16 protein-coding genes and 1 pseudogene are annotated in these 15,947 nt (G+C 32.8%); 10 read left to right on the forward strand and 7 right to left on the reverse strand.

Going from position 1 to position 15,947, the window contains the following annotated elements:
* Nucleotides 1-71: 71 nt before the first annotated feature.
* Complete coding sequence (locus E2558_RS00505; protein ID WP_126565055.1) at nucleotides 72-1,445, forward strand: cryptochrome/photolyase family protein; 1,374 nt, start codon at nucleotides 72-74, stop codon at nucleotides 1,443-1,445.
* 115 nt (nucleotides 1,446-1,560) lie between these two features.
* Here the strand turns inward: E2558_RS00505 and E2558_RS00510 are convergent, their stop codons facing one another.
* The 3 genes from E2558_RS00510 to E2558_RS00520 form a co-directional block, all read right to left on the reverse strand.
* Nucleotides 1,561-1,836: a hypothetical protein gene (locus E2558_RS00510; protein ID WP_126565056.1), complete on the reverse strand. Its 276-nt coding sequence runs from the start codon at nucleotides 1,834-1,836 to the stop codon at nucleotides 1,561-1,563.
* A complete protein-coding gene (locus E2558_RS00515) occupies nucleotides 1,833-2,450 on the reverse strand; it encodes a DUF1361 domain-containing protein (RefSeq protein WP_126565057.1) in 618 nt (205 codons plus the stop codon). The genes E2558_RS00510 and E2558_RS00515 overlap by 4 nt, the downstream gene beginning before the upstream one ends.
* A 186-nt stretch (nucleotides 2,451-2,636) precedes the next feature.
* On the reverse strand, nucleotides 2,637-3,056 hold the full coding sequence (locus E2558_RS00520; RefSeq protein ID WP_126565058.1) for a PPC domain-containing DNA-binding protein: 420 nt from the start codon (nucleotides 3,054-3,056) through the stop codon (nucleotides 2,637-2,639).
* Between the two features lie 196 nt (nucleotides 3,057-3,252).
* Between E2558_RS00520 and norA the strand changes: the two genes are divergently transcribed.
* The 9 genes and pseudogenes from norA to E2558_RS00565 all read left to right on the forward strand — a co-directional run bounded on the left by norA (nucleotide 3,253) and on the right by E2558_RS00565 (nucleotide 13,357).
* Nucleotides 3,253-4,425 carry a multidrug efflux MFS transporter NorA gene (gene norA, locus E2558_RS00525; protein WP_126565059.1) on the forward strand — a complete coding sequence of 391 codons (1,173 nt, stop codon included), beginning with the start codon at nucleotides 3,253-3,255 and terminating at the stop codon, nucleotides 4,423-4,425.
* A 214-nt stretch (nucleotides 4,426-4,639) separates the two neighbouring features.
* A complete protein-coding gene (locus E2558_RS00530; RefSeq protein ID WP_126565060.1) occupies nucleotides 4,640-5,116 on the forward strand; it encodes a hypothetical protein in 477 nt (158 codons plus the stop codon).
* 88 nt (nucleotides 5,117-5,204) lie between these two features.
* Nucleotides 5,205-5,684: a Cys-tRNA(Pro) deacylase gene (ybaK, locus tag E2558_RS00535; protein ID WP_126565061.1), complete on the forward strand. Its 480-nt coding sequence runs from the start codon at nucleotides 5,205-5,207 to the stop codon at nucleotides 5,682-5,684.
* A 155-nt stretch (nucleotides 5,685-5,839) separates the two neighbouring features.
* Nucleotides 5,840-6,601: a DeoR/GlpR family DNA-binding transcription regulator gene (locus E2558_RS00540; protein ID WP_126565062.1), complete on the forward strand. Its 762-nt coding sequence runs from the start codon at nucleotides 5,840-5,842 to the stop codon at nucleotides 6,599-6,601.
* Nucleotides 6,598-7,518: a 1-phosphofructokinase gene (gene pfkB / locus E2558_RS00545; protein ID WP_126565063.1), complete on the forward strand. Its 921-nt coding sequence runs from the start codon at nucleotides 6,598-6,600 to the stop codon at nucleotides 7,516-7,518. The genes E2558_RS00540 and pfkB overlap by 4 nt, the downstream gene beginning before the upstream one ends.
* Before the next feature lie 5 nt (nucleotides 7,519-7,523).
* Nucleotides 7,524-9,496: pseudogene (locus tag E2558_RS00550) on the forward strand (PTS fructose transporter subunit IIABC).
* A gap of 385 nt (nucleotides 9,497-9,881) precedes the next feature.
* Complete coding sequence (locus E2558_RS00555) at nucleotides 9,882-11,264, forward strand: hemolysin family protein (RefSeq protein WP_126565064.1); 1,383 nt, start codon at nucleotides 9,882-9,884, stop codon at nucleotides 11,262-11,264.
* Between the two features lie 102 nt (nucleotides 11,265-11,366).
* Nucleotides 11,367-12,206: an aldo/keto reductase gene (locus E2558_RS00560; RefSeq protein ID WP_126565065.1), complete on the forward strand. Its 840-nt coding sequence runs from the start codon at nucleotides 11,367-11,369 to the stop codon at nucleotides 12,204-12,206.
* Between the two features lie 152 nt (nucleotides 12,207-12,358).
* Entirely contained in the window at nucleotides 12,359-13,357 is a 999-nt protein-coding gene (locus E2558_RS00565; protein ID WP_126565066.1) for a glycosyltransferase family 2 protein, read from the forward strand.
* A gap of 51 nt (nucleotides 13,358-13,408) precedes the next feature.
* Here E2558_RS00565 and E2558_RS00570 read toward each other — a convergent pair whose 3' ends face one another.
* From E2558_RS00570 to queC, 4 genes are all read right to left on the reverse strand, one after another.
* Entirely contained in the window at nucleotides 13,409-14,023 is a 615-nt protein-coding gene (locus E2558_RS00570) for a hypothetical protein (RefSeq protein ID WP_126565067.1), read from the reverse strand.
* Nucleotides 14,024-14,126: 103 nt separating this feature from the next.
* Entirely contained in the window at nucleotides 14,127-14,843 is a 717-nt protein-coding gene (queE, locus tag E2558_RS00575; RefSeq protein WP_126565068.1) for a 7-carboxy-7-deazaguanine synthase QueE, read from the reverse strand.
* Nucleotides 14,843-15,262, reverse strand: a complete 420-nt coding sequence (gene queD, locus E2558_RS00580) for a 6-carboxytetrahydropterin synthase QueD (protein WP_126565069.1) — start codon at nucleotides 15,260-15,262, stop codon at nucleotides 14,843-14,845. The genes queE and queD overlap by 1 nt, the downstream gene beginning before the upstream one ends.
* Before the next feature lies 1 nt (nucleotide 15,263).
* Entirely contained in the window at nucleotides 15,264-15,935 is a 672-nt protein-coding gene (queC, locus tag E2558_RS00585; protein WP_126565070.1) for a 7-cyano-7-deazaguanine synthase QueC, read from the reverse strand.
* Between the last annotated feature and the right edge of the window lie 12 nt (nucleotides 15,936-15,947).

Genomic DNA, 15,947 nt, shown 5'->3' on the forward strand with positions numbered 1-15,947 from the left:
AGTTGTACTTCACGTTTTTTATTCTCTTGAAAAAGGGTAAAGAAAATGAACGCGAAGTGAGGAGTGAAATGATGAATATAGGTGTCATATTGAATAGAGTTTTTCGAACACAAAATAATCCATTATTTGAATATATAAGCCAACAACAAAATGATATTGATCAATGTTATTTAATTATTCCTCAGGAAATATTTGAGGAAGAAGGCACTGAAATGAAACGTAACTATTATTACGGTGTGTTGGACAACTTTTTAAAAGAATTAAAAAAACACGATATTGAACCATTTTTAATTGAATATAGCGAGTTAGGGGACTTTTGCAAGGACAAGCATATTGAAGAGGTGGTCGTGGCAGGCGATATTATGAGCTATCATCAAGAAAGTTATGACATTCGCCACTTGAAAAAAGCATTTAATAACTATGATATTTCGGTAGTTACGTTAAGAGCGAATCATTACTTTAAACCAAGTACCACAATGAATAAACAAGGTACGCCATATAAAGTGTTCACAAGTTTTTACAAAGCACATCGTTCTAGCTTACGACAACACTCAGCTTATGATTATAATCTCAAAGATATTGCAAAATTATGTGCTAAATCTCAACAAACATTAGATAAAGATGATTCAAATGATGGTTTATCTGAAGAACAGGCCTTAGATCAGTGGCACGACTTTTTAGAAAATGATATTCAAAATTACGATTCAAATAGAGAGTATTTACCTGAAGTATTAACAAGTCAATTAAGTATCGTATTAGCTTACGGACTTATTGATATTAAACAGATTATCACTGAGTTACTGGAAAGTTACGAAGAAGATGAAAGTAATTTTGAAAAGTTTATCCGAGAATTAATGTTCCGTGAATTTTATTATGTTTTAATGACGCAATATCCTAATACGGCACATGAAGCTTTTAATGAAAAATATCGTCATATCAAATGGTCGTATGATAAAAAAGATTTCAAATGTTGGTATGAAGGGAAAACAGGCTTCCCAATAGTAGATGCAGCTATGGCTGAATTAAATGAAACTGGCTATATGCATAATCGTATGCGCATGGTAGTATCACAATTCTTAACTAAAGATTTATTTATCGATTGGACATGGGGAGAAGATTACTTCAGAAAGAAACTTATAGATTTCGATTCAGCTTCAAATGTTCACGGTTGGCAATGGTCGGCTTCTACGGGAACAGATGCTGTACCATACTTTAGAATGTTTAGTCCAATAAGACAAAGTGAGCGTTTCGATAAAGACGCACTATATATTAAAAAATTTGTTTCGGAACTTGAGGATATGCCAGCTAAATGGCTACATGAACCGTTAAAACATCAATCACAACTTGAGAAAGAGGGGCTTAAATTAGGTAAAGACTATCCAGAACCTATCGTCGATCATAAAAGCGCTCGAGAATATGTAATGTCTACTTTTAAAAATCTTTAAATTAAAGAGTCAAGGATATAATTCCTAATAAAATAACCAGTAAATGAATGTTATAAACTCATTTACTGGCTTCTTTATTTATTCAATTTTACAGTCAGTTTCTATCATACATATATTATTTTAAAACAAATAAACATAGATAAACGCCTACATATTCTAAGAAAGTGATTAAATACATATATTTTAATCTAAGTTTTACGTGAAACGGTACTTCCCATCTAGGGTAGTGACGTTCATAATAAAAAACTTGTACAAGAAATAAACCGATACCTAGTGGTAATAGCATAAGTAATAAACTATGTTCCATGCTGAAACCAATACGATTAAAGAAATGACCTATAGCAAGTTGCAAAGCTACTATTATAATAAGGAGTAAAAAAATATTCATCATTTCGCTACACGCACTCCTTTTACAAATAAAATAATAACAGCTTGAAGTAATACCATTAATAGTACGAAAATAATAGTATGAAGATTTAACTCATTAAGTACTTGATGAATAATTGTGAATGGTCTTGTAATGAGATGTACGGTATGGAATCTTAAAAAACGTCCCATATAAATGCCTAAACCATTCAAGAACATTAATACGATAATTAATGAACGATTAAGCCATTGATTTGAAGTGATATGAGATAAATTAATGAAAATTAATACCATACAATAAATTGCTAAAAAGACACCTAAAAGTAAGTATGTGAAATAAATCCATTCCATTAAATTTAAACGTACATAAAAATCAAAAGTGAATTGGTTAAGATGTATTAAATCTGTCAGCATATAAAAAGTGTTAGGCACTAATAATATAAAAATAAGTGCAAACACAATAAATAGTGGCCATTCAAATGGTTTTCTAGGTTTAAATAGTCTTAAAAGCAAACATAGCTCAAAAGGTATGTAAGCTAAGAAAAGATTTAAACTCATAAAATTAAAAACCTGCGATTCAAATAATGACACAGTAAAAAGAATAATAAAATATAGCCTTGCAATATAACGCGCTGTCATATCATACACTACTTTCTTTGATATTAATAAAACGCTAAATTTGTTTAGTCAATTTTTAATATTAAACTTTCATAAATAGGTAATCAACTAATTTACCTGTATATTGCATATTAATTGATATAGCACTGAAATACAAAACAATTAGCTATTTATCAATTTTTAATAAATAGCCGATATACGAAGAAATTATGGACGCAATAAATTTAAACCTGTTTCACTATCGTGTGTACGGTTAATATCCATATTTGTCATTGTAATTACAATTTCAGCTGTAGCTGACACTCTAGCTTTAGTTAAATGCCCACTTAATGTTTGGAAATCGCGAGTGCCAAATGTTCCATGTAAATGTGCAAAGGGTTGTTCATCAATATGCGAAATATTGCCTAATAAACTTGTTAATTCTAAAGCTTCATTTACTTCTCTTGCTTCGTATTCTTGCGTTTCTAAATTATAAAAATTCAATGTTACATTATCGCAAGCACCAATACCACTCACTGTACCAAATTTCATCTCTTGTTCTTCAGCAAATTGCGTTACTTGTTCTACTATATCTTCACTTTTATCTAATACTAAAAGAAATGTTTGACCATCTTTTTGATATTTCATTATTTTCACCTCAAATAAATAGTAGTTAACTACATTATACGTTGAGATAGGTTATAAGTTGAATTATTTAGAATTTACATTTTCCTATTGTAATATAGAAAGAGAATAGTATACAATGTTTCAATATTATGTAATTTTTAACTAAAAATATTAATAAAATTTTGTGAAGATACATTCTTTGAAAAGAGGTGACAGCATGAAAAAACAATTATTTACATTATATTTCAATATTTTCTTAATCTTCGTAGGTATAGGATTAGTGATCCCCGTTCTACCGGTGTACTTAAAAGATTTAGGATTAAAAGGGAGTGATCTAGGTGTATTAGTTGCAGCCTTTGCGCTCTCTCAAATGATTATTTCACCTTTTGGAGGCACCTTAGCAGATAAATTAGGTAAAAAGTTAATTATTTGTATCGGTCTTATTTTATTCGCTATTTCAGAATATTTATTTGCAGTCGGTCATCATTTTTCAACATTAATCATTTCCAGAATATTAGGAGGATTTAGCGCAGGTATGGTCATGCCAGGTGTAACCGGTATGATTGCTGACATTTCACCAGCTAAAGATAAAGCTAAAAACTTTGGTTACATGTCTGCCATTATTAATTCGGGATTCATTCTTGGACCTGGAGTAGGGGGCTTTCTTGCTGAATTCTCCCATCGCGCGCCATTTTATTTTGCAGGTACGCTTGGTATTCTAGCATTTATTTTGTCTTTAATATTAATTCATAGTCCACGTCATGAATCGAATGAAACTTTCCATAACTTTGAACCAGAAACACTCACTAAAATTAACTGGAAAGTCTTTATTACTCCAATTATTTTGACACTTGTCTTAGCTTTTGGTTTATCCGCTTTTGAAACGTTATTCTCATTATATACAGCTGAGAAAGCAGATTATACACCAAGAGATATCTCAATTGCTATCGTAGGTGGAGGCATTGCAGGTGCCGTCTTCCAAGTCTTCTTTTTCGATAAATTCATGAAATATATGACGGAATTAACATTTATTGTGTGGTCGTTATTATATTCAGCTATCGTTCTTGGTTTACTTATATTATCCAATAACTACTGGACAATTATGATTATTAGCTTCATTGTCTTTATTGGCTTTGATTTAATTCGCCCGGCACTGACAAATTATTACTCAAATATTGCAGGCAATCGTCAAGGATTTGCTGGAGGTTTGAACTCTACATTTACTAGCATGGGTAACTTTATAGGCCCGCTCGTAGCAGGTGCACTATTTGATGTTAATTTAGAATTTCCATTATATATGTCTATCATCGTTATGTTACTTGGTATTCTTATTATTTTTATTGAAAAGGCATTGCGAACGAAACAACGTGGTCGCAATACATCTAAATAAACCTATATTAGACCTCTCCAGTTAGCATGTAAATATTAACTGGGGAGGTTATTGTTTTTTACATTTAAGTTGTTAATATGTAACAATATTAAGTCGTTCGGTAATATAACTGTTACAAAGATTACAGTTATTTTAAATTGCAGTCTACATAATTATTTTTGCCCATTTGTATGTTAAGATAAGAAAAAATTTAGAGAGAAATGTGGGTAAGGAGATGAACTTTAAAAACATACTATTAGGTATGGTAGCTATTATTTTATCAATTTGCTTAGCTTTTTTACTGTTTATCGCAACAAATCAAGATGCCTTAGCTAAAGTACATCACACGATTTCTTCATTTTCAAAAATGGGAAAAGTATCAGAAGCCAAAGATATATTAAATATTAGTAGCAACCATACGGCAAAAGCATCAGAAAAGAATGCAGAAGAACAAAAAGCGGAAATTCGTTATAATCAACTACAAGAAAATAAAACTGAGCCAACACATATGTATTCAGCTGAAGAATGTAAAATTATTGCTGAGAACTATTCAAAGCAACATTATGGGAAAACAACGCAACTGAATCAAACAGATGAAACGAATCAAGATGTGACGTTTGCGCTTCAATCTAATGACAGTAAGCAACCAAACGACATCGCCATTAACAAGATGGGTAAAATTGAACCAATAACAGCAACTAATCACAAATAGCGCCTTTTCTTTAAGTAGAAAAGAGCGCTTTTTTTATATTTGGCCAAAATAGTAGTAGAATAAATAACAGTATTAACGAGGTGATAAAATGAAGCATAAGAAAACAAATGCAATGCGAATGTTAGATAGAGCAAAAATTGACTATGAAGTAAGAACTTACGAAGTGGGCGATGGTCATATGGATGGCAAAGCGATTGCCCATATAGTAGGAGCGAATGTTGATGATGTATATAAGACATTAGTGTTAGAAAATGCAAACCATGATCATTTTGTCTTTGTGATACCCGTAAATGAAACATTAGATTTAAAGGAAGCTGCGCATGTAGTGAATGAGAAGAAATTGACTTTAATGCCAATGGAGAATTTAAAACAAGTGACAGGTTACATTCGTGGTGGATGTTCACCCGTCGGTATGAAACATTTGTTTAAAACTACTATTGATCAGTCGGCATTGAATAGAGAGAAAATACATGTAAGTGGTGGTCAACGTGGCATTCAAATCGTGGTAAATGTTAATGATTTAATTGACATAACCCATGCTCAAACGGCCAATATCCTTCAAAAATAACGAACTATATCAACAGATATTGCTACAGAACAAATTAAGAAAGCAATATCTGTCATTTTTATGGCTATTTTGAATGTTTTTGAGTGCTTTTGACAACTTTTGATTGGAAAATGTAAGCGTACACATTATAATTTGGGGTGAAGAGGGGTGAGCTAATGATTTCAGAAAAACGACATGACATTATACTACAAGAACTGAAAAAAACTGATTTTTTAACCCTTCAAGAATTGATTGAACGCACGGGTTGTAGTGCTTCAACAGTAAGAAGAGATTTATCAAAGTTGCAACAATTAGGCCGTCTCCAACGTGTTCATGGTGGAGCGATGCTTAATACCAAGAGAAATAGTGAGCCAGTACTTTCTGAAAAATTATCGTTGAACTTAAAAGAAAAACGAGAAATTGGAAAAGTAGCTGCGCAATTAATTCAAGATAATGATTGTATATTTATGGATGCTGGTTCTTCTACAATTGAAATGATTCCTTTTATAAAAGCGAAAAATATTGTTGTAGTAACGAATGGTCTCACACATGTAGAGAAACTTTTGAGTCAAGGCATTAAAACATTAATGATAGGTGGAGAAGTCAAAGCCACTACACTTGCAACAGTAGGAGCAAGTGCCTTACATACTTTAGGTCGTTATTGTTTCGATAAAGCATTTTTAGGAATGAATGGCATTGATTTAAAATATGGTTTTACTACGCCAGATGAAAAAGAAGCGTTGATTAAAGAAAAAGCAATTGAACAAGCAACGCAATCGTATATTTTACTGGATCAATCAAAATTAGATGAAATATATTTCGCGCATGTTCCAATAGACAATCATCAAGTGGAATTAATTGTTTCTAAACAAGTAAAAATGCACAAGCACTACGCTAAATATAGAGATAAATATCAATTTTTAGGAGGAGAGTCATGATTTATACAGTAACGTTTAATCCATCCATCGATTACATTATGTTTACGGATGGCTTTGAACTTAAAGGTTTAAATAGAGCCAAAGCAACATATAAATTTGCTGGGGGCAAAGGCATCAATGTCTCACGTGTGTTAAAAACACTAGGTGTTCAATCGACTGCTTTAGGCTTTGCTGGAGGCTTTCCAGGAGATTTCATTGCCAATACTTTACAACAAAGTGATATTAAAACAGATTTCATAAAAGTAGATGATGATACACGTATTAACGTTAAATTGAAATCTGGCGATGAAACAGAAATCAATGCGCCAGGTCCTAATGTGACAGCTGAACAATTTCAGTCATTGTTAACTCAAATTAAGCAAACCACTTCAGAAGATACAGTTATCGTAGCTGGTAGCGTTCCGAAAAGCATTCCGAGTGATGCTTACGCACAAATCGCTAGCATTACGCAACAAACAGGCGCTAAATTAGTAGTCGATGCTGAAAAAGATTTAGTTAACACAGTATTGAAATATCAACCATTATTTATTAAACCAAATAAAGATGAGTTGGAAGAAATGTTTAATATGACAGTCACTAGTGACGAAGATGTTGTGAAATATGGCAGAGGAATTTTAAAAGAGGGTGCTCAATCTGTCATTATTTCTCTAGGTGGCGATGGTGCTATTTATATTGATGATAAACGCAGTATTAAAGCACAAAACCCTAAAGGACAAGTTGTTAACACTGTAGGTTCTGGAGATAGTACAGTTGCTGGAATGGTAGCTGGTCTAGAATCTGGTTTATCACTTGAAGATGCTTTTCAACAAGCCGTAGCCTCTGGAACAGCTACAGCGTTCACAGAAGATTTAGCTAATATTGAAGATATAGAAAATATTAAATCACAAGTTACTATTACAGTACTTGATGGGGAGTGAAATAGATGAGAATTACAGAATTACTGACAAAATCAACGATTGCAATGGATTTATCAGCTACAGATAAAAATGGTGTCATTGACGAATTAGTTAATCAATTAGATAAAGCTGGTAAATTGAGTGATATTACTCAATTTAAAGAAGCTATCCACAATCGTGAATCACAAAGTACAACTGGTATTGGTGAAGGTATTGCCATTCCACACGCTAAAGTGGCTGCCGTAAAATCTCCGGCAATCGCTTTTGGTAAATCTAAAGCTGGTGTTGATTATCAAAGTTTAGATGGACAACCTGCACACTTATTCTTTATGATTGCTGCTCCAGAAGGTGGCGCACAAACACATTTAGATGCATTAGCTAAGTTATCTGGTATTTTAATGGATGACAAAGTAAGAGAAAACTTATTACATGCTAATTCTCCTGAAGAAGTACTTCAAATTATTGACAACGCAGATGATGAAGCAACTAAAGAAGAAGAAAAAGAGGCGCAAGAACAAGAAGCTGCTACAGCTGGCGCGGCAACTGCTGGCACTGCAACTCAAAATTCAAATGAACCATATGTGCTTGCAGTTACTGCTTGCCCTACAGGTATCGCTCATACTTATATGGCGCGTGATGCTTTGAAAAAACAAGCTGATAAAATGGGCGTTAAAATTAAAGTCGAAACAAATGGATCTGGCGGTATTAAAAACCATTTAACATAACAAGATATTGAAAGAGCGACAGGTGTTATTGTTGCAGCTGACGTACATGTTGAAACAGATCGTTTCGATGGTAAAAATGTGGTTGAAGTACCAGTTGCTGATGGTATTAAACGACCAGAAGAGTTAATTAATACTGCACTTGATACAAGTCGTAAACCATTCGTAGCTCGTGGCGGTAGTTCTAAAGCTCAAAGCAGTGAAAGTAATGAAAAACAAAGTTTTGGTAAAGCATTCTACAAACACTTAATGAATGGTGTTTCAAATATGTTACCACTTGTTATCGCTGGTGGTATCTTAATGGCGATTGTATTCTTATTCGGTCCTAACTCATTTGATCCTAAGAGTGCGGAACATAATGCATTTGCTGAACAATTATGGAACATTGGTAATAAGAGTGCTTTCGCTTTAATCATTCCAATTTTAGCTGGTTTCATTGCGCGTAGTATTGCAGACAAACCAGGTTTCGCAGCTGGTTTAGTCGGTGGTATGTTAGCTATTTCAGGTGGTTCTGGATTTATTGGTGGTATTATTGCAGGTTTCTTAGCAGGTTACTTAACTCAAGGTATTAAATATATTACTCGTGGTTTACCACAAGCTGTAGAAGGTTTAAAACCAACATTAATTTATCCATTATTAAGTGTAACAATCACTGGTTTATTAATGATTTATGTATTTAATCCACCAGCAGCATGGTTAAATAACTTATTATTAAATGGTTTAAACAGTTTATCAGGTTCAAATATTATCTTACTTGGTTTAGTTATCGGTGCTATGATGGCTATCGATATGGGTGGTCCATTCAACAAAGCGGCATACGTATTCGCTACAGCTGCTTTAACTGAAGGTAACGCAGCACCAATTACAGCAGCTATGGTAGGTGGTATGATTCCACCATTAGCAATTGCAACAGCAATGCTCATTTCAAACGTAAATTTACTAAAGAACAACGCGGTTCAATCGTACCAAACTATGTAATGGGACTTTCATTCATCACAGAAGGTGCAATTCCATTCGCAGCAGCTGACCCATTACGTGTGATTCCATCAATGATGGTAGGTTCAGGTGTTGGTGGTGCGATCGCATTAGCACTTGGCTCAAGAATTAATGCGCCACACGGTGGTATCATCGTTATCGCAGCTACAGACTTTAGCCATATTTTACAAACATTAATCGCTTTAGTCGTAGGTACTTTAGTTTCAGCATTTATGTACGGTATCTTAAAACCTAAATTAACACGTGACGAAATTAAAGCATCTGAATCTATGGATGAATAATATAATAGATTAATCAATCTCTTGCTCTTGAGAAATAGGGCAAGAGATTTTTATTTAAAATTAATGTTAAAACATGCAAAAATGGGTAGACATATGAGAGTATAGAATAGAAAGATGCTAAATGAGTAAGAGTCTGTAGACGTCCTTGACTATTATGCAATCATAGTTTTAAATGATAAGTTGTAACTTTTCATTTAAAAGCGTTACATTCAACTATTTATAATTAATATATGATAAAATAAAAGTAATACATTTTTTCGGGGGTGTCGCAATGGGAAGGTCTTAACATGTGAACATATTGTTATAAAGAAAAACGCAATAAATCCGTGTTACCCATATGGGACACATAATATTTGGAGGTGAATCCCTAGAAATAGGGAATTAATTGGATACAGTGACCATAATAAACTTAGTAATATTCTTTTTATTAATTGCTTTAACTACAGTATTCGTAGGTTCAGAATTCGCGTTAGTAAAAGTTCGTTCTACAAGAATTGAACAATTGGCTGATGAAGGAAACGGTAGTGCTAAGATTGTTAAGAAAATGATTGCAAACTTAGATTATTACTTATCAGCTTGTCAGTTAGGTATTACGGTAACTTCTTTAGGATTAGGTTGGTTAGGTGAACCAACATTTGAAAAGTTGTTACATCCTATCTTTGATTTACTTCATTTACCTGATGCCTTAACAACAACAATTTCATTCATTATTTCATTCATTGCTGTAACATATTTACATGTAGTTCTAGGTGAATTAGCACCTAAATCTATAGCAATTCAACATACAGAGAAATTAGCATTAACATATGCTAGACCACTATACTATTTCGGAAATATCATGAAACCATTAATCTGGTTAATGAATGGTTCTGCGCGTGTCATTATTAGAATGATTGGTGTAGATCCAGATGCTCAAACTGATGCGATGTCAGAAGAAGAGATTAAGATTATTATCAACAATAGTTATAATGGTGGAGAAATTAACCAAACTGAGCTTAACTATATGCAAAATATCTTTTCATTCGATGAAAGACATGCGAAAGATATCATGGTGCCACGTACTCAAATGGTTACATTAAACGAACCTTTCAATGTGGATGAATTACTCGAAACAATCAAAGAACATCAATTTACACGTTATCCAATCACTGAAGATGGTGACAAAGACCACATTAAAGGATTTATTAACGTCAAGGAATTCTTAACTGAATACGCATCAGGTAAGCCAATTAAAATTGCTAATTATATTCATGACTTACCAATGATATCTGAAACAACGCGTATCAGTGATGCTTTAGTGAGAATGCAACGTGAGCATGTTCATATTAGTTTAATTATTGATGAATATGGTGGTACTGCTGGTATTTTAACGATGGAAGATATTCTAGAAGAAATTGTTGGTGAAATCAGAGATGAGTTTGACGATGATGAAGTGAACGATATCGTTAAACTTGAAGATGATACGTATCAAATTAATGGACGTGTTCTTTTAGATGATTTAAACGAACAATTTGGTATTGAATTCGAAGATTCAGAAGATATCGATACGATTGGTGGTTGGCTACAAGCTCATAACACTAATTTACAAGTAAATGATCATATTGATACTAACTACGATCGTTGGATTATCTCTGAAATGGATAATCATCAATTAGTTTGGGTTATTTTAAAATATCAATTTCTTGAAACTAGACCAACGATTGATGATGAAGACGATGAAGATAACCAAGACCATAAACATAAGCATAAACAAGATGCTGATGAATAAAATAACTGACACTTGGGTACTGAAACCTAAGTGTCTTTATTTTTATACATATTCAACGTAAAGTTATAATAATTTTAATAATGATATAAAGGAGAGTAAATCATGGTTAACGATACTCAAATATTAGATAATGGCTATCCTATGCCCAAAGTAGGCTTAGGTGTTTATAAAGTTACAGAAGAAGAAATGGAAACAGCAATTCAAGCTGCGATAGAAGATGGTTACCGTGCATTTGATACAGCTTATTTCTATGGAAATGAACAAGCGTTAGGGAAAGCACTTAAGAATAGTGGCGTGCCACGTGAGGATTTATTTATTACATCTAAATTATGGAATGATTATCAAGGTTATGAAAGTACATTAGACTATTTTAATAAGTCATTAGAGAACTTAGGTGTTGATTATTTAGACTTGTATTTAATTCATTGGCCATGTGAAGAAGATGATTTATATATTAAATCTTACAAAGCCTTAGAAAAGTTATATGAAGAAGGCAAGGTAAAAGCAATTGGCGTTTGTAATTTTAAAGAACATCACTTGGAAAAATTAATGGCTGCGACTAGTATTGTGCCTCATATTAATCAAATCGAAGTACATCCTTATTTTAATCAACAAGACCTTCAAGATTACTGTGATAAACATGACATTGTAGTTACAGCTTGGATGCCATTAATGCGTAATCGAGGTTTGTTTGATAATCCAGTTATTACTAAGTTAGCAGAACAATATGATAAAACGCCTGCACAAATTATATTGAGATGGCATTTAGCGCATAATCGTATCGTGATTCCAAAATCTAAGACACCTTCACGCATTCGTGAAAATCATGATATCTTTGATTTTAATTTAGAATTGACTGAAATTGCAGAAATAGATAGTTTAAATAAAAATGCACGCCAAGGTAAAGACCCTGATGATGTCAATATTGGGGATTTGAAATAATATTTTCCATTCAAACCTATTAGTTAGAAATACATTTTTGTTGATTTAATACAATTTTTATTTTTTCTTTGTTAATTACATAGTTTTAGGTAGAATATTTATTAATTTTATTGATAAAATAATATTAAGAATGTAGAAAAGGATGTAATTGGATGAAAATCAGAGTCATTGTGCCTTGCTTTAATGAAGGTGAAGTTGTAGCGAAGACCTACGACAAATTGACTGAAATTTTGATGGAAGATAGTGTGGTCAAAGATTATAGCTATGACCTATTATTTATTGATGATGGAAGTAAAGATGATACCATTGATCACATCCAAAACTTAGCAGCTGTAGATAATCATGTTAAGTATATTTCTTTCAGTCGAAATTTTGGGAAAGAATCAGCAATGATTGCTGGTTTTCAGCATAGTGTAGATTTTGATGCTGTAGTAATGATAGATGGAGATTTACAACATCCTCCAGAATTTATCCCTAAAATGATTGATGGCTATTTAGAAGGATATGACCAAGTGATAGCACAACGTGACCGTACGGGTGAGAATTTTGCGAGAAAATCAATGACAAAACTATACTATAAATTGATTAATAGCTTTGTAGAGGATATTAAATTTATTGATGGTGTCGGTGACTTTAGATTATTAAGTCAACGAGCTGTAAAATCAATGGCTTCTTTAAAAGAGTATAATCGCTTTTCAAAGGGACTATTTGAATGGATAGGCTATAATACTAAAATCTTTACTTATAAAAACGTCGAACGTGAAGTAGGCCAATCGAAATGGACATTTACCAAATTATTAAATTACGGTATCGATGGCTTAATTTCTTTCAATAACAAACCTTTAAGAGCAATGATTTATCTTGGGATGTTTGTATTTGGTTTAAGTATTGTATATATTCTTTATTTATTAATAGGTATTATGGTGAATGGAATTAATAATCCAGGATACTTTACAACAATTGCTGCAGTGTTATTGCTAGGCGGTATTCAATTGATTTCAATAGGCGTCGTAGGCGAATACATTGGCCGTATTTACTATGAAGTGAAGGAACGACCTAAATATATCGTTCAAGCTTCTAATTTGAAACAAACGCTTGAAAATGATGGCGTCTCACAACAGCAAGAGCACGAAAAAGAAAATGTTTATTAATATTTAATATAAAAATGCTTGAAGAACATATTGAGTTGTCTTCAAGCATTTTTACATTTGTTTAGATATATTGTGTTGAGGTTGTATTGATTTCAACTGCCATAGAATATATATAGCAAATAACACGTAAATAATTACAAATACGTACCAAAAAGGTGTTAAAAGTGTAAGTAATACAATTGAAATAATAATAATAACGTGACCTATCATAAATGGATATTTAATTTTTCTCAGTAATTTAGTACGTTGAAGCTCACTTGCATTAAAAGTAGCAGAGAAAATGATTACAGCCCCTATAATAAAAATTGTTGGTGCAAGATAGGGAACTGACATGTATAGAGAATGATCACTTGTTCCAAATGTTATAAATAAGGAACAACTAATAATAATTGCAAATATAAGTGCAATAGTTTTATATTCTTTAATGATAAAAGTAAAGCCTTTCATTTTTAAATAGTATTGGAGTCCTATCCAACATAAGAAAAACACAATTGAACATAATGTTATAAAATTAAACTTTTCAATGACAATAATATTAATAAAAGCGTTAATAGTAATAGCAATTAAAACGGAGCTAAACTTAAGTTGTTTAAAACGATGTCGATATAAGTCGAAACCGAAAATGCCAAGCACAATGGCAATATTAATTAATACATAAATAATCATGTTGTACTCCTATCACACATAGTTCATTAGAATATTATAGCAATTTAAACAAACTTAATCATTTCAAAACACTCAATAAATAATTACTTACTATAATACTATATTAAACGCCTTTTTTATTACTCCATAGTAACGTGTGTAGTTGTGGTAAAACATATACATGGTTCATATCATTGCTTTGCATGACCGTATCAACTAATGATTCATAACGTTCTAACAATTTTTCAGTATGATTTGCGACATTATCATCTAAGTATGGGTTACCTACTTGTAAATAGAATGGAATCGTAGGGTAGCGGTGATGAATCATTTTCGCAAAGTCGTAATCTTTATCATCGAAAATGACAACTTTTAAATTTAACGATTCATGGACACATTGTTCAATCACGCTATCTAGAATATCTAGATTAGGCGTCATATTAGAACTAGGTGGCTTTGGACTGATCGTTAAATCATCAATTTGAGTCATCCATGGCTGGAACTTACTGCCTTGTGTTTCTAAAGCAGTATAAATATTTTTCTCTTCAAATAAATCAACTAAATCTTGAATACCTTTAATGAGTGCTGGGTTACCACCTGAAATAGTGACATGATCAAAGTGGTCGCCCCCAACTTCACGTAATTGATGATAAATTTCTTCAGCAGTCATCAATTGGATGTCTTCTTTAGCGCTGCCATCCCATGTGAAAGCTGAATCACACCAACTACAACGATAATCACATCCTGCCGTGCGCACGAACATTGTTTTGCGTCCAATTACACGCCCCTCACCTTGAATAGTAGGACCAAAAATTTCTAATACTGGAATTTTAGCTGCCATTATTTAAACTCCTTAGGACGATAGACAACGTAACTAGATGGCGTTTCGCGTAAATATACTTGAACGCAATGTGGTTGATTATCGTAAGTTTGTAAATGTGTCTCAATAATTTCATAAATCGTTTGTGCTACGATTTCAGTTGAAGGACTTTTACCTTTAAATTGAGGTAAATCATTTAATAAATAATGATCGAATTGGTCATGAATCAGTTTTTTTAAATCACTAAAATTAATTAAAAAACCGTTATGATCTAGTGTATCGCCAGCAATTGTTAAATTAACGAAGTATGTATGGCCATGGGTTCTCATACATTTGCCAGCATCTTCGCTTGGAATGTAATGCGCAGCTGAAAAATTAAAGTCTTTGTTTAATTCAAAACTGTAAGGATGATTTACTGTTGGATAAATTTGTTGAAACATGTTAATTCACTCCTTTAGTTTCTAAATATTGTTCAAGACCACGTTGACGTAGTTTGCAAGCTGGGCATTCCCCACAACCATCGCCAACAATGCCGTTATAACAAGTTATTGTGTTATAACGAATATAATCTAGCACGCCTAATTCATCGCTAAGTTCCCACGTTTGTGCTTTATCTAACCACATTAACGGTGTATGAATGACGAAATCTTTATCCATTGAAAGACTTAACGTTACATTCATAGATTTAATGAAGCTATCACGACAGTCAGGGTAACCAGAGAAATCCGTTTCACATACGCCCGTGATAATATGTTTAGCATTTAGTTGATAGGCAAGCGCGCCAGCAAATGATAGGAATAACAAATTACGCGCAGGCACGAAAGTATTTGGAATGCCATCTTCGCCAGTTTCAATGTCCATATCATGCTGTGTTAAAGCGTTGGGAGTTAATTGAGACAATAATGACATATCAAGAATGTGATGTTTTAAGCCTTGTTCCTGTGCGATTTGTTTTGCGACTTCTATCTCCGTATCGTGACGTTGCCCGTAATTAAATGTCACTAATTCTACATCTTTAAAATGCTTTTTAGCGTAAAATAAACAAGTTGTGCTATCTTGGCCTCCGCTAAATACTACAATTGCTTTATCTTTATTTAAGGTTTGTTGCGTCATAATTATTCTCCT

It is taken from the genome of Staphylococcus pragensis (assembly GCF_004785665.1).
GTDB classification, from domain to species: domain Bacteria; phylum Bacillota; class Bacilli; order Staphylococcales; family Staphylococcaceae; genus Staphylococcus; species Staphylococcus pragensis.

Excerpts from the sequence above, each read along its gene's own strand:
- E2558_RS00505 (WP_126565055.1), top strand. The coding sequence starts at position 72 with ATGAATATAGGTGTCATATTGAATAGAGTTTTTCGAACACAAAATAAT.
- E2558_RS00510 (WP_126565056.1), bottom strand. The coding sequence starts at position 1,836 with ATGATGAATATTTTTTTACTCCTTATTATAATAGTAGCTTTGCAACTT.
- E2558_RS00515 (WP_126565057.1), bottom strand. The coding sequence starts at position 2,450 with ATGACAGCGCGTTATATTGCAAGGCTATATTTTATTATTCTTTTTACT.
- E2558_RS00520 (WP_126565058.1), bottom strand. The coding sequence starts at position 3,056 with ATGAAATATCAAAAAGATGGTCAAACATTTCTTTTAGTATTAGATAAA.
- norA (WP_126565059.1), top strand. The coding sequence starts at position 3,253 with ATGAAAAAACAATTATTTACATTATATTTCAATATTTTCTTAATCTTC.
- E2558_RS00530 (WP_126565060.1), top strand. The coding sequence starts at position 4,640 with ATGAACTTTAAAAACATACTATTAGGTATGGTAGCTATTATTTTATCA.
- ybaK (WP_126565061.1), top strand. The coding sequence starts at position 5,205 with ATGAAGCATAAGAAAACAAATGCAATGCGAATGTTAGATAGAGCAAAA.
- E2558_RS00540 (WP_126565062.1), top strand. The coding sequence starts at position 5,840 with ATGATTTCAGAAAAACGACATGACATTATACTACAAGAACTGAAAAAA.
- pfkB (WP_126565063.1), top strand. The coding sequence starts at position 6,598 with ATGATTTATACAGTAACGTTTAATCCATCCATCGATTACATTATGTTT.
- E2558_RS00560 (WP_126565065.1), top strand. The coding sequence starts at position 11,367 with ATGGTTAACGATACTCAAATATTAGATAATGGCTATCCTATGCCCAAA.
- E2558_RS00565 (WP_126565066.1), top strand. The coding sequence starts at position 12,359 with ATGAAAATCAGAGTCATTGTGCCTTGCTTTAATGAAGGTGAAGTTGTA.
- E2558_RS00570 (WP_126565067.1), bottom strand. The coding sequence starts at position 14,023 with ATGATTATTTATGTATTAATTAATATTGCCATTGTGCTTGGCATTTTC.
- queE (WP_126565068.1), bottom strand. The coding sequence starts at position 14,843 with ATGGCAGCTAAAATTCCAGTATTAGAAATTTTTGGTCCTACTATTCAA.
- queD (WP_126565069.1), bottom strand. The coding sequence starts at position 15,262 with ATGTTTCAACAAATTTATCCAACAGTAAATCATCCTTACAGTTTTGAA.
- queC (WP_126565070.1), bottom strand. The coding sequence starts at position 15,935 with ATGACGCAACAAACCTTAAATAAAGATAAAGCAATTGTAGTATTTAGC.